The organism is Brachyspira sp. SAP_772 (assembly GCF_009755885.1).
In the GTDB taxonomy this organism is placed as follows: domain Bacteria; phylum Spirochaetota; class Brachyspiria; order Brachyspirales; family Brachyspiraceae; genus Brachyspira.
In genome coordinates, this window is sequence record NZ_VYIX01000003.1 from 420530 (window position 1) to 444991 (window position 24462).

At 26.5% G+C, this 24462-nt stretch carries 24 protein-coding genes and 1 tRNA gene; 19 read left to right on the forward strand and 6 right to left on the reverse strand.

What is annotated here, in order from left to right:
• Positions 1 to 68 precede the first annotated feature (68 nt).
• The gene (gene efp, locus GQX97_RS11650; RefSeq protein ID WP_157152103.1) at positions 69 to 629 is read left to right on the forward strand and encodes an elongation factor P; all 561 of its coding nucleotides are present in this window, start codon (positions 69 to 71) and stop codon (positions 627 to 629) included.
• Position 630: 1 nt separating this feature from the next.
• Positions 631 to 1224, forward strand: a complete 594-nt coding sequence (locus GQX97_RS11655) for a hypothetical protein (protein ID WP_157152104.1) — start codon at positions 631 to 633, stop codon at positions 1222 to 1224.
• On the opposite strand, the gene GQX97_RS11660 is transcribed toward GQX97_RS11655, so the two are convergent.
• Positions 1200 to 1562 (reverse strand): hypothetical protein, encoded by a 363-nt coding sequence (locus GQX97_RS11660; protein WP_157152105.1) that lies wholly within the window; start codon positions 1560 to 1562, stop codon positions 1200 to 1202. The genes GQX97_RS11655 and GQX97_RS11660 overlap by 25 nt on opposite strands.
• 183 nt (positions 1563 to 1745) lie before the next feature.
• On the opposite strand from GQX97_RS11660, the gene GQX97_RS11665 reads away from it, so the two are divergent.
• From GQX97_RS11665 to GQX97_RS11675, 3 genes are all read left to right on the forward strand, one after another.
• Positions 1746 to 2846: an AAA family ATPase gene (locus tag GQX97_RS11665; protein ID WP_157152106.1), complete on the forward strand. Its 1101-nt coding sequence runs from the start codon at positions 1746 to 1748 to the stop codon at positions 2844 to 2846.
• Between the two features lie 182 nt (positions 2847 to 3028).
• The gene (locus tag GQX97_RS11670; protein ID WP_157152107.1) at positions 3029 to 3181 is read left to right on the forward strand and encodes a hypothetical protein; all 153 of its coding nucleotides are present in this window, start codon (positions 3029 to 3031) and stop codon (positions 3179 to 3181) included.
• 95 nt (positions 3182 to 3276) lie between these two features.
• A complete protein-coding gene (locus tag GQX97_RS11675; protein WP_157152108.1) occupies positions 3277 to 4428 on the forward strand; it encodes an iron-containing alcohol dehydrogenase in 1152 nt (383 codons plus the stop codon).
• Between the two features lie 19 nt (positions 4429 to 4447).
• Here GQX97_RS11675 and GQX97_RS11680 read toward each other — a convergent pair whose 3' ends face one another.
• The gene (locus GQX97_RS11680; protein ID WP_157152109.1) at positions 4448 to 5338 is read right to left on the reverse strand and encodes a ribonuclease H-like domain-containing protein; all 891 of its coding nucleotides are present in this window, start codon (positions 5336 to 5338) and stop codon (positions 4448 to 4450) included.
• Positions 5313 to 6722 (reverse strand): cysteine--tRNA ligase, encoded by a 1410-nt coding sequence (gene cysS / locus GQX97_RS11685; protein ID WP_157152110.1) that lies wholly within the window; start codon positions 6720 to 6722, stop codon positions 5313 to 5315. The genes GQX97_RS11680 and cysS overlap by 26 nt, the downstream gene beginning before the upstream one ends.
• 491 nt (positions 6723 to 7213) lie before the next feature.
• Between cysS and GQX97_RS11690 the strand changes: the two genes are divergently transcribed.
• Positions 7214 to 7287, forward strand: a tRNA-Ile gene (locus tag GQX97_RS11690).
• Positions 7288 to 7323: 36 nt separating this feature from the next.
• On the opposite strand, the gene GQX97_RS11695 is transcribed toward GQX97_RS11690, so the two are convergent.
• Positions 7324 to 8529, reverse strand: coding sequence for a hypothetical protein (locus tag GQX97_RS11695; RefSeq protein WP_232473336.1), 1206 nt, complete (start codon positions 8527 to 8529; stop codon positions 7324 to 7326).
• Positions 8530 to 8889: 360 nt separating this feature from the next.
• Here GQX97_RS11695 and GQX97_RS11700 point away from each other — a divergent pair, with 360 nt between their 5' ends.
• The 13 genes from GQX97_RS11700 to pyrF all read left to right on the forward strand — a co-directional run bounded on the left by GQX97_RS11700 (position 8890) and on the right by pyrF (position 20342).
• On the forward strand, positions 8890 to 9393 hold the full coding sequence (locus tag GQX97_RS11700) for a hypothetical protein (RefSeq protein ID WP_157152112.1): 504 nt from the start codon (positions 8890 to 8892) through the stop codon (positions 9391 to 9393).
• Positions 9394 to 9449: 56 nt separating this feature from the next.
• Positions 9450 to 9914: a phosphoribosyltransferase family protein gene (locus GQX97_RS11705; RefSeq protein ID WP_157152188.1), complete on the forward strand. Its 465-nt coding sequence runs from the start codon at positions 9450 to 9452 to the stop codon at positions 9912 to 9914.
• Between the two features lie 255 nt (positions 9915 to 10169).
• On the forward strand, positions 10170 to 11090 hold the full coding sequence (locus GQX97_RS11710; RefSeq protein WP_232473340.1) for a hypothetical protein: 921 nt from the start codon (positions 10170 to 10172) through the stop codon (positions 11088 to 11090).
• 21 nt (positions 11091 to 11111) lie between these two features.
• On the forward strand, positions 11112 to 11828 hold the full coding sequence (locus tag GQX97_RS11715) for a hypothetical protein (RefSeq protein WP_157152114.1): 717 nt from the start codon (positions 11112 to 11114) through the stop codon (positions 11826 to 11828).
• Between the two features lie 33 nt (positions 11829 to 11861).
• Entirely contained in the window at positions 11862 to 12641 is a 780-nt protein-coding gene (locus GQX97_RS11720; protein WP_157152115.1) for a hypothetical protein, read from the forward strand.
• Between the two features lie 32 nt (positions 12642 to 12673).
• The gene (locus GQX97_RS11725) at positions 12674 to 13345 is read left to right on the forward strand and encodes an ABC transporter ATP-binding protein (RefSeq protein WP_157152116.1); all 672 of its coding nucleotides are present in this window, start codon (positions 12674 to 12676) and stop codon (positions 13343 to 13345) included.
• Positions 13342 to 14559, forward strand: a complete 1218-nt coding sequence (locus tag GQX97_RS11730) for an ABC transporter permease (protein ID WP_157152117.1) — start codon at positions 13342 to 13344, stop codon at positions 14557 to 14559. Before GQX97_RS11725 ends, GQX97_RS11730 begins: the two co-directional genes overlap by 4 nt.
• Positions 14552 to 15232 (forward strand): hypothetical protein, encoded by a 681-nt coding sequence (locus tag GQX97_RS11735; protein WP_157152118.1) that lies wholly within the window; start codon positions 14552 to 14554, stop codon positions 15230 to 15232. The genes GQX97_RS11730 and GQX97_RS11735 overlap by 8 nt, the downstream gene beginning before the upstream one ends.
• Positions 15233 to 15240: 8 nt before the next feature.
• The gene (locus GQX97_RS11740) at positions 15241 to 16296 is read left to right on the forward strand and encodes a hypothetical protein (RefSeq protein WP_157152119.1); all 1056 of its coding nucleotides are present in this window, start codon (positions 15241 to 15243) and stop codon (positions 16294 to 16296) included.
• Positions 16297 to 16445: 149 nt separating this feature from the next.
• Positions 16446 to 17288: a DinB family protein gene (locus tag GQX97_RS11745; protein WP_157152120.1), complete on the forward strand. Its 843-nt coding sequence runs from the start codon at positions 16446 to 16448 to the stop codon at positions 17286 to 17288.
• Positions 17289 to 17312: 24 nt separating this feature from the next.
• Entirely contained in the window at positions 17313 to 18080 is a 768-nt protein-coding gene (locus GQX97_RS11750; RefSeq protein WP_157152121.1) for a dihydroorotate dehydrogenase electron transfer subunit, read from the forward strand.
• The gene (locus tag GQX97_RS11755) at positions 18073 to 18990 is read left to right on the forward strand and encodes a dihydroorotate dehydrogenase (protein ID WP_198391217.1); all 918 of its coding nucleotides are present in this window, start codon (positions 18073 to 18075) and stop codon (positions 18988 to 18990) included. Before GQX97_RS11750 ends, GQX97_RS11755 begins: the two co-directional genes overlap by 8 nt.
• On the forward strand, positions 18987 to 20342 hold the full coding sequence (gene pyrF, locus GQX97_RS11760; RefSeq protein WP_157152123.1) for an orotidine-5'-phosphate decarboxylase: 1356 nt from the start codon (positions 18987 to 18989) through the stop codon (positions 20340 to 20342). The genes GQX97_RS11755 and pyrF overlap by 4 nt, the downstream gene beginning before the upstream one ends.
• Positions 20343 to 20577: 235 nt before the next feature.
• Here the strand turns inward: pyrF and GQX97_RS11765 are convergent, their stop codons facing one another.
• A complete protein-coding gene (locus GQX97_RS11765) occupies positions 20578 to 22974 on the reverse strand; it encodes a BspA family leucine-rich repeat surface protein (RefSeq protein WP_157152124.1) in 2397 nt (798 codons plus the stop codon).
• Positions 22975 to 23052: 78 nt separating this feature from the next.
• Entirely contained in the window at positions 23053 to 24087 is a 1035-nt protein-coding gene (locus tag GQX97_RS11770) for a DUF3089 domain-containing protein (RefSeq protein WP_157152125.1), read from the reverse strand.
• Positions 24088 to 24462: the final 375 nt, after the last annotated feature.

Consider the following 24462-nt stretch of genomic DNA (forward strand, 5'->3'; position numbering starts at 1 on the left):
TTTACTAATAAAATATAATGCTTAAACTATCTATCTTAAAAAATATATTATAATTAGAGGTTTTATTTATGGATGTTAATGATTTAAGAAAAGGTGATGCTATTATATTAGATGGTGAAACTTATCTAGTAATAGATGCTCATTTTCACAGAGCCCAGCAGAGAAAGGCTAATGTAAGAACTAAATTAAAAAATATGATTAAAGGCAATATGGTTGAAAAAACTTTTGCTTCTACTGAAACTGTTGAAGAAGCTGATATTGCATACAAGAAAGCTCAATATTTATACAACGAAGGAAATGAGTATATATTCATGATACTTGATAACTATGAACAAGTTCATGTTAATGAAGATATTCTTGGAGATAACAAATACTATCTATTAGACAACAGCGAAGTTGATTTACAATACATAAATGATGAAGTTACTGCTGTAAGATTTCCTATACATGTGGTTTTAGAAGTTACATATACAGAACCCGGTTTTAAAGGCGACACTACAGGAACTACTTTAAAGCCTGCTAAATTAGAAACTGGTATAGAAGTTAATGTTCCTCTTTTCATAAACATAGGTGATAAAATTAAAGTAGATACTAGAGATGATAGCTACGTTGAACGCGTAAACAAATAATATGCTTTATATAGCTTCTATTATATTAGCTTTATTCCTATTCATAATCATTTTTACTGTAAAAGTAAATACATTAATATATATAGCAATAGCTTTATTTATAATTCATATAATACTTACAAAGTCTTTATATAAAACTATAAAAAGGCTATTGCATCTTATACCATATTTTTTAGCTGTATTCATTATTCAAGGTTTAAACTCCAGAGGAGAATATTATAATATATTAGGCATATACATAGATAAAGTAGGTGCCGATTTTACAATAATATATTTTATTAGAATATTGAGTTTATTATATTTTCTATCTATATTTTTTATTCTTATAAAGAAAATTAAAATACCTAATGGAATAATTTTTGATGAGATGATAAGAATTAATATATTTATGAATATAGTAAAAAAATCATTTTTTTTAGAATTTAATAAAATAAAAGATAAAAATAAAACGTTTAAAGAAAAAATAAATCTAGTAAAAAAACTACTAGAGAATGTGTATATAGATTCCTTTAAGCTATACCCATACAATATATTTATTGATAATTACAGAAAATCTCAAAATATAAAAACTTACTTACATCCAAATAAAAACTGAGCACATTTACTGCATAAATAATTCTTAATCAACACAGCTATAACAATAGTATCTTCTCTGTTTTCAGTCATAAATATGCCATTAGCACTTTTATAATATTTATATTTTAACATTTTATTTCTACCGTCTTTTGATTCTATATTAATTGAAATATAGTCTTCTTTAAAATTATTATTTACCATATTTTTATATTGGGGCTTTATTTTTACATGCAAACTAGATATAGAGTGCACATTAATAGTTATGGTATTATCATTAATATTAAAATACGCCTCAAATATATGATAGTAATTTACATCACCTTCAATGCATCTTGGAGGTACTATTGCATATATCATACAAAACTCCTTTATTGTATTTCTTATATTGTTTTAATAGTTATTATTTTATATTTTTATAAAATTATGTGAACAATATATAGTTCATGTTTTATATAATTTCATATTAAAAGCACTAAAAAGTTTGAAAACAAATTATTTATAGTATATACTAAAACAATAATTTATATAAAAGAGAACAAAATGCAAAATAATAACAATCAACATCAAAAACCATTAATGGAAGAACTTTATAAAGAAGAATTAGAAATATTAAAAAGCAAAGATAAAAATTTAAAGCCAAAAAATTGGCAATTGTCCCCTCAAGCAGTGAGAGATTTTATACTTGGTAAAGAGTTTGAAGACGGCACTGTTATTAAAAAAAAGTTTTATGGAGACGATGCTTTAGTTGAAAGGGCAATAATTACATTGGCAGGCAATAGAGGTTTAATGCTTGTAGGAGAACCCGGAACTGCCAAAACAATGCTTAGCGAACTATTATCTGCAGCCATTAGCGGAAACAGCACAATCACAATACAAGGAACTGCTGGAACTAATGAAGATAATATAAAATATTCTTGGAACTATGCTTTGCTATTTGCTAAGGGGCCTGTTGATGAAGCACTTATACCTTCACCTATTTATACAGGAATGAGTAATGGTTTTATTACAAGATTTGAAGAAATTACAAGATGCCCTATTGAAATACAAGACTCTTTAATAAGTATATTAAGCGATAAGATAATGAATATACCAGAACAAAACAGAGTATTATTTGCAAATGCTGGTTTTAATGTAATAGCTACAGCAAACACAAGAGACAAAGGTATTAATGAGATGAGCAGTGCTTTAAAGAGAAGATTTAATTTTGAAACTGTTGATCCTATAAAAGATATAAAATTAGAATCTGAAATAATAACTAATCAATGCGAAAGTTTATTTGAGCTTGCCAATATTGATATGAATATAGATTATGATGTAGTTAATGTACTTGCCACTACTTTTAATGAACTTAGAAATGGAAAAAGTGAAGACAATGCAAAACTTCAGGAGCTTAATTCTATAATGAGCACAGCTGAGGCAGTATCGGTATATTATCAATCTGCACTTCATTCATACTATTATGCTGATGGAAATATCAATATGTCTACAGTAGTTGAAAACCTTATTGGAAGCGTTGCAAAAGAAAATAAAGATGATATATCAAAACTCAAACACTATTTTAATAATGCCGTAAAAATAAAGGCGCAAAAATTCGGCCGCAGGTGGCAGGAATATTATGACAGTAGGAATATTATAAAATAATTTAGTTTATATATAAAACTATGTTCTAAGTTTTTATTTTATTCAACTTTTTACCGCGTACGAGCTGTACCACCTTGCCGCACTACTCGCCTAGCTGTGCACTCCCTACGGTCGGGGGCTTACCGCACGGTAATTCTATGCTTTAATTATAACTTCTTAGTCGTGCGGGGGAGTGCATTTTTATGTACAATAAAATTTATAATAAAAATGCAGTCTTTTTGGTTCTTTTGGCACGCCGCAAGGGCACTTCCTTCGGTCGCAAAAGAACTGGGGTGCGGGGCAAAGCCCTGCAAACAAAAAACTCAAAAATATTTTCACAAACTACTAAATATTAACTATACACAAAAAATAATATTTAATTTAAACAATAAACATACTTTTTCCGACAATTGATACAGTATAAATCAATTTTTTATTATGATGAGTAAATATGGCTATAATAGAGTTTAAATTACCAACAAAAATAAAATTCGGCATTGATTCTATAGAGTGCTTATCTGACACAATTAAACAATACGGTGGAAGGGTTGTTATTGTAACAGACGGCAATTCTTTTAATCAGATAGGTGTAATAGATAGAATAGTAAGCAAATTAGAAGATAATCTAATGAATGTTATGGTTTATTCTAAAGTTAATTCAAACTCTAACAGTGATGCTTCAGATATTATAGCCAATTTAGTAAGATACAGTAAAGCAGAATGCATAGTTGCTATAGGAGGATTTAAAGTACAAAATATAGCTAAAGGAGCTTCGGTTGTAGTTACTAACAGCGGAGAAGCTTCAGATTATGTATCTGGTCAAACTGTATATCATAAGCCATTCCCATTAATATCTGTGCCTACTATACTTGGTTCTTTATCTGAAATTACTACTGGAATGTATTTGGTAGATAAATATGATGGAATATGCAAAGAATCTACAGATAAAAATATATATGTAAGTGATTGTATCATAGACCCTTCTCTATATACAACAGTACCTGTAAAATATTCTATAAGCAGTGCTTTAAGTGTATTTGCCATGGCATTTGATTTGTATATGAGCACTACTTTAAACGATATTAATGCTCCTATCATTAAAAATGCTATGAGTATGAGTATAAAGGGGTTAGGTAAACTTATATTAGATAATACAAATGTGGATAATATATCAAATATAGCTATGGCTAATATGATGTGTGCTATGGCTAGCTCTAATGCAACTCTTGGAGCTTCTAGGGCTTTATCTATTGCTATTAATAATATGTATGATGTTAATAAATCAATTATTGCTTCAATGCTTCTTCCGCATATTATGGAGTATTATATACCTGTTGTACCTGATAAATATACAATACTTGCAGATTTCATTAACGGTGTTGACCCTGAAATGACTCCTTTTGAAATAGCAAGCCAAAGCGGTGAATATATTAAAAAGCTTCTTCATGACCTAAACTTGCCTAGAAGACTTAATGAAATAAATATAGACAGAAGTAAATTCAATAATGTTGCTGATATAGCTCTCACTTATAGCGGTATGGATAAACTTCCTAAAGCTATGACTCATGATGCTATCACTACAATATTAGATCAAGCTTATTAAAAATAAAATAATAAAAACTTTAATCATCACTCTTTGGTGAATATTTATGCGGGTGTTTGTGAAGATAGTCTATTAACTTTTTATTAGGTTTATACTTATTTACAGAAGGAATAGTTTTATAATCTAGAAGAGTAGCATTATATTTTTCAGCATATTTATTGTATGCAAGACATAATAAATATTCCAAATCAATAGTATCAAGCAAATTATAATGTATGAGAGAATCTATTGCTGTTTCATCTTTAGTGTCTAAATAATAATTCCAAAGCAAAACGGCGGTATAGCCATTCACACCAAGCATATCATCTCCCCTATCAATACCAACATCTTGCTCTATTTTTTTTAATCCGCCGGTATAACCTAAATCCTTTAATACAAAACGTAAATCTATCTGAGCACATTTTATTTTTGTATTAAAGTATCTCTCCAAAAATGGTATATCAAAACAAGAACCATTAAAAGTAACAACTATAGAATAATTTTTTATATAATCCAAAAAATCTCTTTCATTTTTACCATGAACAAAAACCTGCATATCCTTTCCATCATAGCACCCTATCACTGTAACGTAAGACTTTGCAGGCTTCATACCAGTAGTTTCTATATCCAAAAAAACAACCTTATCCATAAACATAGGATAAAGTCTATATAATATTGGGTTCGGAAACTTCTTTAAAAAATAATCATAGTTTTTTGAGTTTAAATTATATATAGACCTTGGAAGTTCATCTTTTAAAGCTTCTCTTATAGAGTTTGGCATTGCATAATAATTAATATTTTTTAACGCACTTTGCCAATCTCTCAAACCCTCTTCCCAGAGTAAAGCCTCTTTTTTTGGCCCAATGCCGCTTATATGCTGATAAGTATTAGTAATTAAATCTATATTATTTTCTTTTCCATTTAACGCCATTTGGTGTATCCATTATCTCTATTCCCATACTATTAAGCTCATCTCTTATATCATCTGCTCTTTTATAATTCTTCTCTTTTTTTGCTAAAGTACGTTCTTCTATGAGTTTATTTATTTTCTCTTCATCTTCGCTTTCTATTTCTTTTTCACCATTCATATTAAAACAGTTTATTATATTATTTACTCTCTCTATAAACTTTATTATAGCGTCTCTTGAACTAATATTAATAGAATCAAAAGAAATATTTATGCTCTTTATAAAACTAAATAATATTCCCAAAGCCTCAGAAACGTTTAAATCATCATAAATAGATTCAAAGAAGTTTTTATTAGCCTCTTCAAGTTCCTTCATTACAGCACTGTCATCGGCATCAGTTTTAGTAATATCTTTAAGTCTAAATATAAGGTCATTAACTCTCTCTATTGCACTTTGAGATTGATTGATTCCTTCTATAGTAAAGTTTAATTGTTTTCTGTAATGAGAGTTCATAAGCGAATATCTTATAGCCTCTGGAGATAAACCTTTATCAAGCAAATCTCTAAGAGTATAGAAATTGCCTTTAGACTTAGACATCTTCTCACCATCAACAATTAAATGCTCACAGTGAAGCCAATAATTAACAAACTTCTCATTAAAAGCAGCCTCATTTTGTGCTATTTCATTTTCATGATGAGGAAATTTATTATCAACACCACCTGTATGTATATCAAAATGCTTGCCCAAATATTTGCAGCTCATAGCAGAACATTCTATATGCCAACCGGGTCTGCCCTTTCCAAAAGGTGAATCCCAATAAACATCTCCGTCTTCTTCTGTATATGCTTTCCAAAGTACAAAGTCGCTTGCATTTTCTTTATCATATTCATCACTTGAAACTCTTCCAGAAGCTCCCTCTTTTAATTCTTGCTTATCAAGGTTAGCTAATTCACCATACTCTGGAAATGTGCTTATCTTAAAATATATAGAACCATCTGCTTCATAAGTGTGTCCGTTTTTTTCTAAAAGTTGTATTATATCTATCATCTCTTTTATATGGTCTGTAGCAGAAGGATTTACTGTTGCTGGTTTTATTCTTAAAGTTTTTATATCTTCAAAAAATGCCTCTTTATATTTTTTTGTATATTCATTTAAAGATATTTTATTTTCTTTAGAGTTTCTTATAGTTTTATCATCAACATCTGTTAAGTTCATTACTAATTTTACATTATATCCATAATCTTCTAAAACTCTTCTCACCAAATCACTAAATATATAAGCTCTAAAATTACCAATATGTGCATAATTATAAACAGTAGGTCCGCAAGAATACATTCCTACTTCTTTATCATTCATAGGTTTAAACTCTTCTTTTTGTCTAGTTAATGAATTGTAAAACTTAATCATAAAACTATTTCCTTAATAATAACTCTATTCAATAAAAATATTTCTACCATTTTACTTAAAAGGCTTTATTTGTCAAGGTTTTTAAGGGCTATTTTTGTAAACTTATGTAATTTTAAAAATATTTATAATAACTCACCGCACGATAAACGATATTATATATGTTATTTAAATGATATTATTATCAAACATATTAAATAAAATAATTTTACCGTGCGGTTAAACAGTCATCAAATTTAGAAACCGCTTGGGTGGGGGCAAAAAATAAGAGTAGTGTAGAACAAAAAAGAAAAGTAATGCAAAAATAACAAAGAGTATAAAAAGCCTTTTAGGGCGGGGAGTGAGAATAAAATTTTAAAAATTATAATAAATAGATTTCCTAAAAATTCTAATAAATTGCAAATCTTTTTATAACAAAAAAATATTGTTTTTACTCTTGACTTTTTTAATATACTACTATAAAATAGAATAATCAAAACAAACAAAAATAATAGGGGCCAGTAGCTCAGTCGGTTAGAGCAGATGACTCATAATCATCGGGTCCGGGGTTCAAGTCCCTGCTGGCCCACTTATTTCCCCTTAAAATCTTATTCAATCTATAATCTTACATGCTAGCAAAGAAAAATGGTAAAATAAAACATATAATCATAAACCATACTAAATAAACATAAATAAATATCATATGCTTAGTATTGTCTATACATATATCCTTCATTACAATGCACTCTTCAAATGATCTATTAAATGTCTTTACAACGTTAATTGCAATATAAACAAGATGTGCTAAAAATAATATACAATTTACTAAAAGTATAAGCTTACTCATAGAAAAACCATAATTTATAATTCTATACAAAATACTGCTAAATATAATCAAATCTAATAATGCTATAGCAATTATAGCCAAACAATATATTATCTTTGTTAATATAGTAGCTTTTTTATCTAACCTTGTAAACAAAAGATTTATAATCATGAGAGAAAGCATTATATTATAAGTAATAAAACTAGTAGTATTTGCATAAGGTCTAAACTCTGCAGATAATAATAAAATAAAAAGTATAAATATAATTATCAAGCTAAATATCATAATCATTCTTGATAAATATATTGATATAATAGACTTAGTTTTTTTATATAAGAAATAAGATATAAATAAAGCCAAACTATACAAAAATATTATTAAAGAAATAGCAACTTTTGCAAATATAAATCCAGCCTCATCATAAGAATAAAGCAATGAAACTAAAGATGCTCCAACTATAAAAATTAAAAAATATGCTATTGAAATTAAAACACCGCTTGCAGTATTAATAATAAAAAGCCAAGAGAGAGTCTCTCCAACCATAGTAAAAAACTCAGAAATATTTTCTGTGTCTTTTAAATTAAAATTAATATAAGAAATCATCATTATAATAAAAAATATAAAAGGAATGAACACTAAATTATTTATAATTACATAAAAATCTTCAGAATCATACGGAGGCATTGTAACATAATTAAATATAAAATGAAAAGATAATAAAAGCAGACTTATAAGCAAAAAAGATAAAAAAGTCATCACTATTATTTTAATCTTTAATACATCAGTATGAAACAATATAGTAAAACAAAATAAATAAAAAAATGAAAACGGATAACTTTTTACAATAAATAAAAGTAAGGTTTCTGATTCTATTATATCAATACTAAAAAAATATATGTATAACGGCACATTTGAAAATAGTATTGCAAATATGCTAAGTAATATTTTTAAGTTTTTATTTAGGGTGATATCAGTATTTATTATATTTAAAAATTTGTTATACATTGTTTCCATAGAGAACTATATTATATTATAAACAAAAAAATTCAATTGATAATAGTATATAGATAAAATTTTGTTATATAAGTTTTTTATTCAACTTTTTCCCGCCGCAAAGTTTTTACCCTTCGGGTACGCTTCGCGAAAAGTGCATATATTTCAGCACTTTCTACAATCATAAATATATCTAAAAAACATATTTAAGTCTTTTCTTTTATTTCATTTTTTATATTCAAAAACTTAATAGTATCTATAATAAAGCACATAACCTAAAAAAATTCAATCTTTTCTCTATATTTAAAAAAACTCTATATTATGATATATTATTTATAACTTAAAACAAAAAATAACCTAAGGAATAATGCTATGATTAGTAGTTTGTCTATAAAAAAAATAAAATCAGAAAGTTTAATTCTTATATCTTTAATAGCAGTAAGTATATTATCTCCCATTGCTGTACACTTTGTAGGACTTAAAGGCACAGAGTTTCTTCCTATATTTTTTGCTTTGTCTATAGGAACTTTTATTTTAAACCCAATTTATTTAATAGCCCTTTCAATATTATCACCTCTTCTAAACTATTTAATATTTCAAATGCCAAATACTCCTGTTTTATATTTTTTAATGTTTGAAGGAATAGTTTATTCTTTGTTAATATCAGCTATTAAGCATTTTTTAAAAAACACTAATTATATTATTGTTTTATCTATTCTCTCTTTTGTGGCTGCAAGATTTTCATCTATTTTGCTGTTAAATATTTTTAATTATGATATGTGGTTTAATTCTTTAATAACAAGCTATAAAGGAATAATTTTAAACTCTATCTATATAGCTATAACATACATCATAATAAACAAAAAAAGGCAATAAACATTTTTAAACCATACAAAACTTTTTATTTATATAACAATATAAGAGTATCTGCTATTGGCGATTTAGATTTTGAGCTTGGAGATGAACTTAGAGCTTTTAAAAAAGGAAATATAAATAATACCCCTCTAATATTTGAAAGTTTTTTTAATTGTTATAAATATTTAAATATAAATTGTGATTTGCTTTTATATGTGCCATCAAATAAAAATAATAATGTTATGAGTTTTTTTGCTAATACAATATCAAAAACATTAAGCATAAAAAAATCTGATAATATTATATTAAATAAAAATATAAAAGAGCAAAAAGTTTTAGAAACATTAAAAGAAAGAGAAGACAACATAAAAAATGCATTCACTATCAAAAATATAGAAAATCTTAAAAATAAAAAACTTCTTATTATAGATGATGTTTATGCATCAGGTGCCACATTAAAAGAGCTTATAAAATTATTAAAAGAAAATAATATTACAGATATAGAAGTAATAGTATTTTGCTATAGAAACTATAATTTTTAATAAACGCATATTTTTAATACCAAAAACACTATAATGTTATTAAACAACAGTATTATATGTATAATATTGACAATAATATTAATATATGGTATAGTCTTTTCGACTTAAATTATTAACTTTTTTATTTGACTCAAATTCAGCTTAAGGCTCAATATGAAAACTTTTAAATTATTCCTAATAATTTTCTGTTTATTTATATCTATTAGTTCTTTAAATTTAAAAGCACAAGACACATTCAAAAGATCAAGTTTTTATATGACCTACCATGTTACAGGTTTTCCGTTCTTTATTGATATTGGATATCTATATAGAAAAAATGCTTCATATCTCTATATTCCTCGTATAGGTGTAAGTTATGAATATGGTTCATACTCTTTTGGACTTTTTGCTTATGCTGGTATGGAATATAGATACGATAGGTTCTTTATAAACCTAAAATATAAACAAGGATTAATTCCATACACTGATAAATATACTTTTGACTCTTTAGAATCTTATGGTAATTTTTCAACAGGATACATGTTTGAAAATGTTTCCCTCACATATAATCTTAATGTTGGTAAAATACTTGATTTAAATAGTACCACTAAAGAAGTAAATAATATTTTTAAGATTCAGCAAGGTATAGATATATCTGCTTTAATTTATGACAATTCTATCAATAAATTGAAATTAAATACAGGAATAGATTTTAATATTATACCAAATGGAAGAGAATATTCTTATGGAGTATATGCATCTATGCCTTATTCATTTTTCCATTATTGGGGAGAATTGGGCATTATGCCGTATATTAGTTATAGTGCCTATTTTAATGACTCTAAAAAGAATTATTCTATTGGAGAGAAATATTTATGCATATTACAAATGCTTCCATTAAACAATGCTGAAAAATATGTAGAGCCTTATAGCTTTTTAACATTTGTACATTTGGAATATAAATTATATATGAGATTTTTACCATCTGGCTGGAATGATTTATATTTAGTAGGTTTTGGAAATGTTGGATATGGAAAATATGAATATCAAAGTATTAATGATGGTGAGATGTTATATATGGTAGGTGGCGGTATAGGATTTAACTTGTTCTCTACTGCACCATTACAAGTAACTTTAGCTACTGATAATAATAAAAGCTTGATGATAAATGTAGTAATTAGTGCTATTGGCTTTTAATTATAAACAAAGGATTATATTATGAAAAAAAACTTAATTTTATTATTTTTGTTAATATGCAGTGTAAAATCATTTGCATACATTAAAGAAATAGATGAGCTATATAATTCATTTTATATGAACAGTGGAAATGAATCTGTAGAAGCACAAGTTCAAGGATTAAGAGATAAGCAATTAGACAAACTTCAAAAACAAATCATAACCAATGTAACAGTTGTAATGGAAGTACGTGCTAGTACAGAATCTAAAAGAAAAATATATAAATATTTAAAAGACAATGTTGCAAACAACGACCCGCTACTTTCAGAAAAAGACCCTGATTATTTAGCATCATTAGCAGATTTAATGACAGCATTTGTAAACTATGCTACATTAAATGAGCTTATGGAGTATTCAAATAAAATTATTGATTTATACGACAAGGCTTTAGCAATAAATCCAAATCATTTCCCTTCATTATTAGGCAAGGCTATATATGTATCATTTATGCCGAAATTCTACGGAGGCGGATATGATAAATCAATGCCTATATTCAAAAAAGCAGAAGCAAATGCAAAAGAAAATTGGGAAAAGCATACTACTTATTTATGGATGTCTCAAATATATTTTGTAGAAAAAGATGAAGCTAATTACAAAAAATATTTTGATATGGCTTATAATATATTTCCTGATGCTGCTTTCGTTAATTTTGTAAAAGAAGAAAATGCAAAAGGTGTTAGTTTATTTGAACATTATTAAAATTAATTAAATTATTTAATTTAAGGAAAATAAATGTTTAATTGTATAAATAAAATTTTTATTATAATATTACTTTCATTTAGTTTGTTGGAAGCAAAAATAACTCTATCTCCTCAAGCAGAATCTATATTAAATAATATAAACAATAAAAACAGTGAATTTTATTCTGCTGCAAGAATTTTAAAAGATCCTGAAATTGAAGCATTAGTTAATGAAATAAAAAATAGTAATTTAACAACAGAAGAAAAATTATATTTATCTATAGAAGCCTATTCACTTTGGGCTAGTATTTCTGTTTTATCTGGAAATGCAAGAGAAAGTTATAAAATGCTTTTAGATGTTCATAATAACACAAAAAAAGATAAATTATTTAAAAATGCTGATTCTGATATTTATTCTGCTTTTTCAGATTTTTCTGCCTCATTAATTAATTTAGCTTCAGTAAACGATCAACTTCCCTACACTATAGTAATAGATATGAATAATTATGCCCGCCTTGCCCTGCTTAAAAATCCAAATGATGCTAGAGCAAAACAGTTAATAGCTATATGGCAAATATACACAATGGGTTATTATAATAATTATAATTTTTCTGCTGTAATTGATTTTTTTGAAGATTATGATTCACTTCCTGAATATATGGTATATAGAATGCATATTTATAAATCAGTGGCATATATCAAATCAAACAAAGTAAAAGATGCATTTGCAGAACTTGAACTTGCTAAGCAAATTTATCCGGACGGTTTATATACATTCTTGCTTGAAAACGGTTATAGAAATGGCAGAGAATTCTTTTATTATACTAAATAATAATAGATATAAAAATATATAAGGAGCAAAAAATGAAGGCAATTAGTTGCCGCAATATATCAAAATTATATAAAACAAAATATTATAATATATTGGCAAACAAAGATATTAACTTAGAAATTGAGAAAGGAGAGATAGTTTGGATTAATGGTGTTAGCGGTGCTGGAAAAAGTACATTGCTTCATATTCTCTCAAGCATAGATACCCCAACAACCGGTTCTGTATATTGGGACTCTGAAGAGATTTCTAATTTAAATGATTATAAAAGAAGTAAGTTCAGACTTATTAATATTGGCTTAATACTTCAATCTTTAGAATTACTTAAAACTCAAACAGTGTTCGATAATGTTGCACTGCCATTAAGATTTTTAAATGCAGATAATATCAAAAATAAAGTTATGAAAATATTAGAAAACTTAAAAATTGATGACTTAAAAAACAAAAAACCTGAACAGCTTTCAGGCGGACAAAAGCAAAGAGTGGCAATAGCAAGAGCATTAGTTACTGATGCACCTTATATATTCGGTGATGAGATAAGTGCAAATCTCGATACAGACACTAGTAAATTTATTTATGAGTATATAACAAAAGAAATAAAAAACAGAAACGGAATAGGATTTTTTATTTCGCATGATGAATCTATAAAAAAATATGTTGATACTATTTACACTATGAAAGATGGTATATTGGAGAGAAGTTTATGAATATTATAAAATTAGCTTGGGATAATTTATGGTATAATAAAATAAGAACTATTTTAAATATGATACTTATAATAGTTTCTTTTGTTTCACTAATGGTTATAAGCGGATACAACAATTACTCTGAAGAAGGAATTATATCTATAATAAACACAAGCGGAGGTTCTGTTGTTATTGCTGATAAATCTTATTGGGACACTACAAGCGAAAAAATTAATATGCTGAATAATTCTGATTTTGACATACTTTATAAAAAATTAGAAACTATTGAAGGCATTGATGATTATCAGAAAAAATTAGATTTAAACGGAATAGTAGGTAATGAAAATAAAAGTAAAATATTTGTAGGCTATGCTTATGAAGATTCTTCAAAAGTGATGTCTACTGTTATGTTAAAAGAGGGAACACCTATATTTAATGATGATGTAGACACTGTCGTTTTGGGATATGACTTGGGTGAGTATTTTAATCTTAATTATGATGACACACCATATTTGAATTTTTTGACAGATTTTGGAGACGGAATAACATTAGGCTCTTTAATGGCGGTTGGTTCTATAACATTAAACAATAGCTATTTAGACCCTATGATTCTTTATTGTCCTTTAAGTGCTGCTTATACTACTTTTGGATTAGAAGAAGGAAATGCTCATAATTTGCTTATTTATTTAAATGATTATAGTAAGGCCACTGAAGTAAAAAACTCTCTAAACGATTATTTTAATTCTAATAATTTAAATTATGAAGCTAAAGATTGGAAAGATTTAAATTCATATTTCATTGCTGTTATTAAGATGTATAATGATAATTATCTTATGGCTTTAGGTATTTTAAGTGTATTAGTATTTGTATCTGTTATGCAAATATTAACTACAAACTTTTTAGAGCGTTTAAATGAGTTTGGTACAATGAGAGCATTAGGAATAAATATAAAAAATGTAACTATTCTTTTATTTTTAGAAATTATAATAGTAGCTGTAATTAGCTCAATTATATCTATATTTGTTTCTTACGGAATATCAGGCATAATAGATATTTTTAATATAAGATTGCAGTTTCCGGGCTCTACTGACGGATATGATTTAAATTTATTATTTAGATTAAAAGACATGATTTTAATATTTATATGGGTATTAGGTGTTTCTATACTTTCTGGAATATATCCTATAATAAAAGTAATAAGAATGCCTATAATAGAGGTAATCAAATATGTATAAGTTTTTATTAATAATAATATTTATATTTGCTAATGCTTTATATTCAAAAGATGTTTTTAATGAGTTTGTTAGTTTATATCATATGGATGGAAAAAATGCCAGATTGATAGGCAATTTTGTAGATACAGACAGCAAAAAAGACACAAGTGTTGTTAGTGATTTTGAGCTTATTACAGGAAGAGATTATAAATTAGTATATTTAAAAAATAGTAAAAGTCTTTTTCTTGCAAACACTCAAGGCTTTTTTGTTATGGGAAGAAATCAAGTTTCAGCTTTAAAAATATCAGGCAATTATGTTATAACAGGTGCTGCCAATATGAGCGATATAATGTCTGTTAATTTTATTAACGATTATAAAATAGAGAGTGTTAATGCTGATAATAGTGTTAGTTTAATAAAAAACAGCAAAAATGTTCCATACGCTAAGGCTCTTCTAAAAAAAGAAGGTAAAGACTATGTAATAGATTTTTTTGATAATACAGGAAAGGCTATAAAAAGGGGTATTTATAAAATAAGCAGCAGCGGCGGTTTTAGTAAGATGGAATTTTATAATCTTGTAATTAACACTAATTTAAGCACTGTTTGTAATGTGGACAGAATGTTATCTTCTGATGTTACTAGTTCATATTTTAGAAGCGAGAATATGAAGGCATTATTTGGTTTATTTAATTAATAAATATTATGAATAAATTTATTATATTAATTTTATTATTACTAGGTATATTCTTTAATACATCATTTGCAATTATAACTCCTAAATTTGGTATTGAGAATAGACTTAGTTATATAGATTTAGAGCCTACGGAGTTTATAAAAAACGATGTACTTAGTAATGACAGCTATTTTTATATAGGTTTTGAAATATTACAACCTAACTTTTATTTTATATTTAAGCCTGCATTTAGAGTGTATACAAAATATGATATTGCTTTTGATATGTCTAGTTTTAGCTTAAAAGAAAAAAATGATGGATTTATAACATTTACATTTGATGAAATAGAATTCTCGTATTTAAATGATGTAATGGCATTTTATATTGGAAAAAGGAAATTCCATTTTGGGGAAGGTTTTAACAGACAATATATATTTGTTGAAGATAGCGTGTTTTATGATGATTATAACTCTCTATACAATACAGAGCTTAATATTTATCAAGATAATATAACGCACTCTATAGGTTTTATAACCGATACAAAATCTATAGACCTTTTAGAAAAACCTCAGTTTTATACTGCTTGGTATTATGCAAAATATTCTACAACAGAGTTAGGTTTAATGGGTATTGTAAAATATAAATATGATTTAGGCTTAAAAAATAATGTATCACTTGGATTAGAAGCTTCATATATATTTGATTTTAATTTAAAACTCTATGGAAATATAAATTATGACCTTTTATATAATGATAAAATATATAAAAATACTGACGGCATAAAATCTCTAATTGGAATAAATTATAATTATATATCGCAAAATTTTGTATTTATTCCATATATAGAATATTTTTATGAACGAAGTCATTCATTTTATTCTATAGGATTATATACTTCATTTGTTGACAGTATTTTTAGTATTATTTCATATTTTTCACATTCTCCAAATTATTTAATGGACTTTACAATTAAAGCTTTAATTAGCTATAATAATTTTGATTTTGAACTATTATACTACATACCTATTGAAGGCATAGAGGGTATAGATAATCTTATAGAATGTAAATTATCATACAGTTATTAAATAGTGTTTATACATTAGGTGATAATTAAAAGAGATTATAAATTCTTATTTAAGAATAATAAAAAATAATTAATAATTATTTGACAAAAATAAATTTCTCTATTACTATTAGTTAGTTGCTGTTTTACCATAGCAAAAAGGAATCGTTTATGATAGACCATAAAATTAATTTATTAGAAAAAAAAATAAACTCAGAATTAGGTAGGTTAAATAAAAAGTCAGAAGAGATAGAGATATTAAAATCAAGCATTATAAGCAATCTAAATAAAAATTTAAAAGAATTAAAAAGCAAAAAATTAAAGAAACTAAGAGAAGAAAAAAAATTAATATATGATAATATATTAGAATTAAGAAAAGACTTTTCAGAAATAAAAAAAGAGTACAAAAAAACTAATAAGAGAAATAATCAGAAAAAAGATAATAAAGAAAAATCAGAAATCTCAGAAAATATTATAAAAACAATAACATCACAAAGAGTTCTTACTCTTATGGCAGAATATAACAGAAAAGCAAATAGAATGCTTATAAGCATTTTTAGAGATATACAAAAAATTAATGAAAAAGACTTATATAAAGAAACAGGAAGTTATTTTAAATCATTGATAAATAGTTTTACTCATATTATAAAAACAGATATTTATTTCTTTTCTATTTTAAGAAAATATTCAAACAAAAAAATAATAGCAAATGAAGAGATATTAACATACCTTAATGATAATTTTTTATTTAATAAACCAATAGATGCTAATTTGGATACATTGTTCGACACTAGAAAAAAATTAGATGACATTATAATAGATGTAATAAACAGTATAGATGATTATAACGTAATAATAAAAATAGATTTCGCTGATGATACATTAAAAAAGCCAATCTATCATATAATAATGCATGAATTAAATCATAATACTCATCATAGAGGCGAGATATCTGCAATGCTTGATATGATGGGGTATGTAAATGATTATTCTAATTTAATTACTATAATTTAATTTTGTTATTGGTTGTATAAGATTATGTTTTTAGAAGATTGTGAGATTGTAGAAAACAAAAAAATAGCAGAGGATAAGTATATTCTCAAAGTAAAATCAAAAGAGGCTTTTAAGCATATTAAGGCTGGTCAATTTTTTATGCTCAAAAGCAGCACATATTTAAGAAGACCTATAAGTGTTCATTATGTTTCTAATGATATGGTAGAGTTTTATTATCAGGTAAAAGGCGAAGGTACAAGATATTTATCTAATCTAAAAGAAAAAGTTAATATACAAGGCCCTTTAGGTAACGGTTTTGAAACTGATATTAATAATAAAAAAGTGCTTATAGCGGCAGGCGGAATGGGTATTGCCCCTATAAAACTCTTAATAGAAAAACTAATAAATAATAACAATATCACTCTTGTAATGGGGGGAGCAAATAAAGACGCCCTCAACATAATGAAGAGATTTAATACTGATAATATTAACTTACATATAGTTACAGATGACGGCTCTGTTGGTGATAAATGTAATACTGTAGAGAAGACAAATGAAATAATAAAAAAAGAAAAGTTTGATATAATATACACTTGCGGCCCTACCATTATGATGAATGGAATAATAAAAATAGCATTAGAAAACAACATATTATGCTATGCTTCTTTAGAAAGGAGAATGGCTTGCGGAGTTAATGCTTGTTTGGGATGCAATGTTGAAGTTAGTTATGACAATAAAACTGTAGTATTAAAAAAGGCTTGCTCTGACGGCCCTGTATTTGATGCTAAACATTTATGGATTAAAGATGAATAATGACAGACTTAATATTAATTTTTTAGGTAAAGAATTAAAGAACCCAGTGATAACTTCATCTGGATGTTTTGGCTTTGGTGAAGAGTATAATGATTATTTTGATGTTAATGAACTTGGTGCTGTAAACTTAAAAGGCATAACATTAAATAAAAAAGATGGAAACAGTGGAGTTCGCATTGCAGAAACACCAAGCGGAATGATTAATTGTATAGGCTTAGAAAATCCGGGTATAGAATATTTTAGAGACAATATTATAAAAAATATAAAATACTCAACGCCTATTATTTTAAATATTAATGGAAGCACATTAGAAGAGTATGTTAAAGTGGCAGAGATTGCTAATGAGATAGAGAGGGTTGATTTTATAGAGCTTAATATATCTTGTCCTAATGTAAAAAATGGCGGTATGGCTTTTGGGGCTAGTTGTGAAAGTGCTGAGAATACTACAAAAGAAGTAAAGAAAGTATTAACAAAAAAGCCTTTAATAGTGAAATTATCTCCGAATGTTACGGATATTGCAAGCATTGCAAAATCTGTAGAGTATGCAGGTGCGGATAGTGTTTCATTAGTTAATACTTTTTTAGCTATGAAGATAGATATAAAAACAAAAAAGCCATTATTAGGCAACACTTTTGGAGGGCTTTCGGGGGCAGCTATAATGCCTATTGCTTTGAGAATGGTTTATCAAGTTTACAAGGCTGTTAATATACCTATAGTTGGAATGGGGGGCATTCAAAAATATGAAGATGCTTTAGAGTTTATAATGGCTGGTGCTTCGGTTATTTCAATAGGCTCTGGTATATTTTCTAACCCTTTGCTTCCTGTAGAAATAATAAAACAAATGAACAATTATCTTGAAGAGAATAATATAAACAATATAAAAGATTTAATAGGAGTAGCACATTTATGATGATATCAGATAACAATCCAAAAGACAGACTTATAATAGCATTAGATTTTAATTCTATGTCTGAGGCGGTGACGTTAATAGATGAACTTGGTGATGAGGCTGTGTTTTATAAAGTGGGGCTTGAATTATTTTTATATACTAAAGGCGAGATAATAGAATATTTGGCTAATAAAAATAAAAAAGTATTTTTAGATTTGAAATTTCATGACATACCAAATACAACAGCTATGGCTTCACTTTTTGCTGCTAAACAAAATGTATTTATGTTTAATGTGCATACAAGCGGCGGAAAAAAGATGATGGAAAAGACTGTTGAAGAGATAAAAAAATTAAACAAAGAAAACTTAATAATAGGTGTAACTGTTTTAACTAGCCTTTCAGAAAATGATGTAAAAAATATGTTTAGTTCAAATGTAGCATTAAAAGATTTGGCTGTTAATTGGGCAAAACTAGCAAAAGAGTCTGGTCTTGATGGGGTTGTATGCTCACCTAGAGAGGCTGCTATTATCAAAAAAGAATGCGGTGAGAACTTTAGAACAGTGTGTCCGGGAGTTCGTCCTAAGTGGGCTAGCGTTGATGACCAAGAGAGAATTATGACACCAAAAGAAGCTATAGAAAATGGTTGCGATTATCTTGTAGTTGGGCGTCCTATCACAAGAAGCGAAGACAGAGTTAAAGCTTGCAGAATGGTTGTTGAAGAGATAGCTCAAGGCATGGAAAACAATAAAAAAAGCAATGCACAAAAAATAGCTATGGCTTTACTTTCATCTCAAGCTGTTAAACTTAATGTTAAAGAGCCTTTTACTTTTGTATCTGGAATAAAAAGCCCTATATATTGCGACAACAGATATGTAATAGGTTTCCCTGAATATAGAAAAGTTATAGTTGAATCTTTTGTAGATATATTAAAATTAAAGGATTTTGATATAGTAGCCGGTACTGCAACAGCTGGCATACCTTGGGCGGCTTTTATAGCGTATGAACTTGATAAGCCTATGTGCTATATTAGAGCAGAGAAAAAAGAGCATGGCAGAGGAAGGCAGATTGAAGGTGCTGATTGTAACGGCAAAAGATTAATACTTATAGAAGATTTAATTTCAACAGGCGGTAGTTCTATAAAAGCATTTGAGGCCGCTAAGGCAGAAGGAGCTATTGGGCTTGAAATTATTTCAATATTTTCTTATGAGTTTGAAAAGGCTAAGAAAAACTTTGAAGAGGCAAATATAAAATTCTCTTCTCTTTCTAATTTCTCATCGTTAATGGAAATAGCAAAAGACGAGAAGTATATAAGCGAAGAGGAATTGAAGAAAGCTTTAGAGTGGAACAAAGACCCAGATAATTGGAATGTTTGATAATAATTTTATAAAAAACACCGCACGGTAAACGAAGTTTAAAATATAAATTTTATTATCAATTGCAATAAAATAAAAAACTAATATCGGATAACCGTGCGTAGAGTAAAGTTTTAAATTTAAAAAATATTGGGGGGGTGCTAAAATTTCTAATAAAGTAATAAATATAATGTAACTAGAATTACAGAAAAAGCTGTAAAGTATAAAGGGCGGGGCTTCAAAATAATTTTTTTATTTAAGCAAATATATCAGTAAGCCTAAAATCCACAATCATCAAAATGAGTAATGTGTAAATAAATCTATCTTGCACTTTATTATTTTTTTCGTTATAAAAGTTAATGTTTATTTTTACTTTGTCTTTATAATCAATTTTATTATTAGTATTTATTTTTATTTCAAAAGAGTCTCCGTTTTCCATTATTAAATTATAACTTCCAACTACACAAAAATCTAAATAACTAGGATTCATTGAATACCTAGCACCAAAAGCCTTAAAACTACCATAAGATATTTCAATGTTTTGTAATTTATTTATCTCACTTTCCAAATTATTTTTATATAATTTTATTATACTTAATTGATTGATTGGCTGACTAAGTTCATAATCTTCTAATTGACGCTTCCATTTATTTATAGTTTCATCGTCCATTTCTGCAGGGCTTGCTAAACTTATAAAGCTGTCATCGTTAATTTTAACTTCTTCATCATCGCAATTTGAATAACTTCCGTCACCTGCATATCTGAATGTAGTTAAAAACAAGTTATCTTTATCATACAAATTCCATATAAGTGAAGAAGAAAATTTATTCATTATAGGGTTGTTAATAAATACTTCTTTGAAAAAACTATAATTATATTTCTTTTCATACATTAATGATTTTATTAACTTTAAAGATAATTTCTTTATAATATCAGGTATTTCTTTTTTTATATGCTTAATTTCTTCTTTTATATTTCCTTCTAAATTTTTAGGAGTAGTTTTTAATTCTTTATTATTTTTTATATCAAATACATTTACAGAATAATCAGCATTCAAAATTAATTTATAGTTGTCATTAATAATTTTTTCGCCTCTTGAGTCGAATCCAAAATTTGAACTAAATTTCAATTCTAAATCATCAATATCAAGCCCTATTTTTTTTGATATTTTATTTATTAAATAAAAAGCCTCTTCTCTCAATTCTGATTTTTTAGTTTTTGAATAAATATCATATAATAACTCAATACTATATTCTGTTGTTTTTACTGATGATAAAATTATTAAGAAAAAATTAGAGTCTTTCTCTTTTTTGTATATTTCTCTTAAAGCTTCATCGCCTCCATACAAACTATAAACAATGGCAGAAGTTTCTTTATGAGTTTCTATATAAATATTTTTAGCAAAACTTAAAAAACTTTCTCTGTCAAGTAAATCTATTATAGAATCAATTTCAAGCAAATAATAAACATCTCTTTTTAACTCTAAATATTTTAAGTATATATATTTTATGATTTTTTCATCAACTATTCTCGATTTATCTTTTATCAATACATTAGAATTTTCTATATAAGAAACTTTCTTTTCATCTTTTTTACTTAATTTAATACTTTCTTCATATTTTTCAATAGTGTCAAATATTTCATAATTAACAGCTTCTTTCAAATCATTATAATAAATGTTTTCTAATTTTCTTTTTACTGATTGGATTTTTTTATTATTACTTTCTGAAGCTATTTTATGAATCTCTTTTATATTCTCCTCTATTTTTTTAATTATAATTTTATTCTCATTATCAAAAGCATATAAATATAAAATCCATTTCAGAGTTAATTTATCTATATTCTTATAAATGATATCAGCCCAATCATCTAAATACTCAAGATATTCAATATTCCAATCATCTAAAGAATCATAATACTGAAAACCGCTTTTTGAAAACATTTCACTCATATCTATAACTTTATTAACTTTCCAATTATTCAAAGGCTGATTAAAATTTTTGGCATCATAAAACATACCATGCATATTCTCAACATTAGAAGTGTTCCAACTATTTAAATCTTGATTAAAATTTATGCATCCATTAAACATTAACAGCATAGTTTTTACATTTGAAGTATTCCATTTATCAAGAGGCTGATTAAAATTCTTTGCTTGCGAAAACATACCATTCATATTTTCAACTTTAGAAGTATCCCAATTATTTAAATCCTGATTGAAATTGAAAGCCATATTAAACATTGCTCTCATATCAAAAACATTACAAGTATTCCATTTATTAAGAGGCATATTAAAACTTTCAGCTCCAGCAAACATAGCTCCCATATCCTTTACATTGGAAACATTCCAATCATTAAGAGGCTGATTAAAATAAAGGCATCTTAAAAACATAGCTCCCATATTTTCAACTTTAGAAACATTCCACTTTTCTATATTATGATTAAAGTATACAGCATCACTAAACATATTCTGCATATTTTTAACATTTGAAGTATCCCATTTCTCAATACCTTTAAAATCTTTCCTTAAACTTTCATAAAAAATACTGCTCATATCAGTTATTAAACTTGTATCAATATCACCCAAATAAATACTTTCATCTTCTACCAATTTTTTTAATTCTTCTTTTGTTTGAGGTTTGTGTTTAGACATGATATAACTCACATAACAGGTTTTTAATTTAAACCTATTATGTGAAAAAATTGTAAATTTATTATATTAATTTAACATTTAATAATTCTGTTTCATAAATGCTTCAACTCTTTTTTTAGCATTTGCTTTCAAATCAAAATAGTAGAGTTCTATATCCCAAGCATGAAAAATACCTTTGCTAAAAACTCCAGGTCTATCTGTAAAAAACATATTAGTGTCTGCTGTAGAACATTTAATTACACCTCTAACTTTATCAACCTTAGCATCAGAGAAATTAGTAACTTGATTAATTAATGTATTTTCATTAGTAATATTTGCTCCTAAACTTAATTCTTTTGGAGCTAAAGTTTCTTCTAAAATCCAAGTAATAGGGTTAATTGTTATAGAGTTTTCAAGAAGTGTAGGATTATAGCCATTAAAATCTGGGCTTTCTGTATTATAAGAAATTATCACTCCTGTATCATCCTCTCTGCTTGCAAATTTTAAATGAGGATTTTCTTCTATATCCTCTTTGGTTACAGAGTATCCTATTATATAAGCAGCTATTAGTCTTTTCTGCAAATCTTCATTATCTTTAAAATAATCTTTCAATATCTCTTTTATCATCATGGCACCTTGAGAATGTCCCATCAATATAATAGGTTTATTGTCATTATAGTTTTTAATAAAATAATCAAATGCTGCTATAGCATCATCTTTAGGAATAGAAAATAAATAACTGTTTAATTCCTCTTTACTTATATTATTAGTTTGGTTTAGCAAATATAATGCATTAGCCTGCCTATAAAAAGGTGCATATACATTTCCATATTCTTCAAACATACTAGTATGCATAATTACTTTATTTGTTACAGTAGCACGCATAGGAGTATAATCTATAGGACATATCATAAAGTTACTGTCATCACTTGCCCAAGTAGTAGGATACAGATAGAATATATCTACATTTCCATTGTTATTATTAGGCAGATACAGCCAATTATTTGAATCAGAGTAATCAGTATTTTCTAAATGAGATGTGTCATTAGTTTTTACATTTTTATTATTGTTTTGAGAGCATGCGAATATTAAAATAGTTATTAAAGATATTATTAATAATTTTATTTTTATCATGATTTTCTCCTTGCTATAATTTTCGCTATTCTAATACATAAAATAATAATCATCAAATACTTATGTTTTATAACTAGATATAATTTTTTTTAATAAAATAATTAAATGGTAAGTAAAATTATAAAAAATTTTAGTATATAGTTACGCTTCGCGAAAGTTCAAGTGTTTCTAGCTTTATACTTTTGGAATATATAAAACTAAAATAATATTTATATTCTGACTGTACATAAAAAGTTATACTTTAGTAAATGCAGTTCTTTTGTTTTTTTGCTACCCCAACGCACGGTTAGAAATATTTATAAACAGAGCTAAATAACCATTATAATTTTATTTACAAACAAATGAATTTTTTAACGTGCGTAATATTTTATGCTA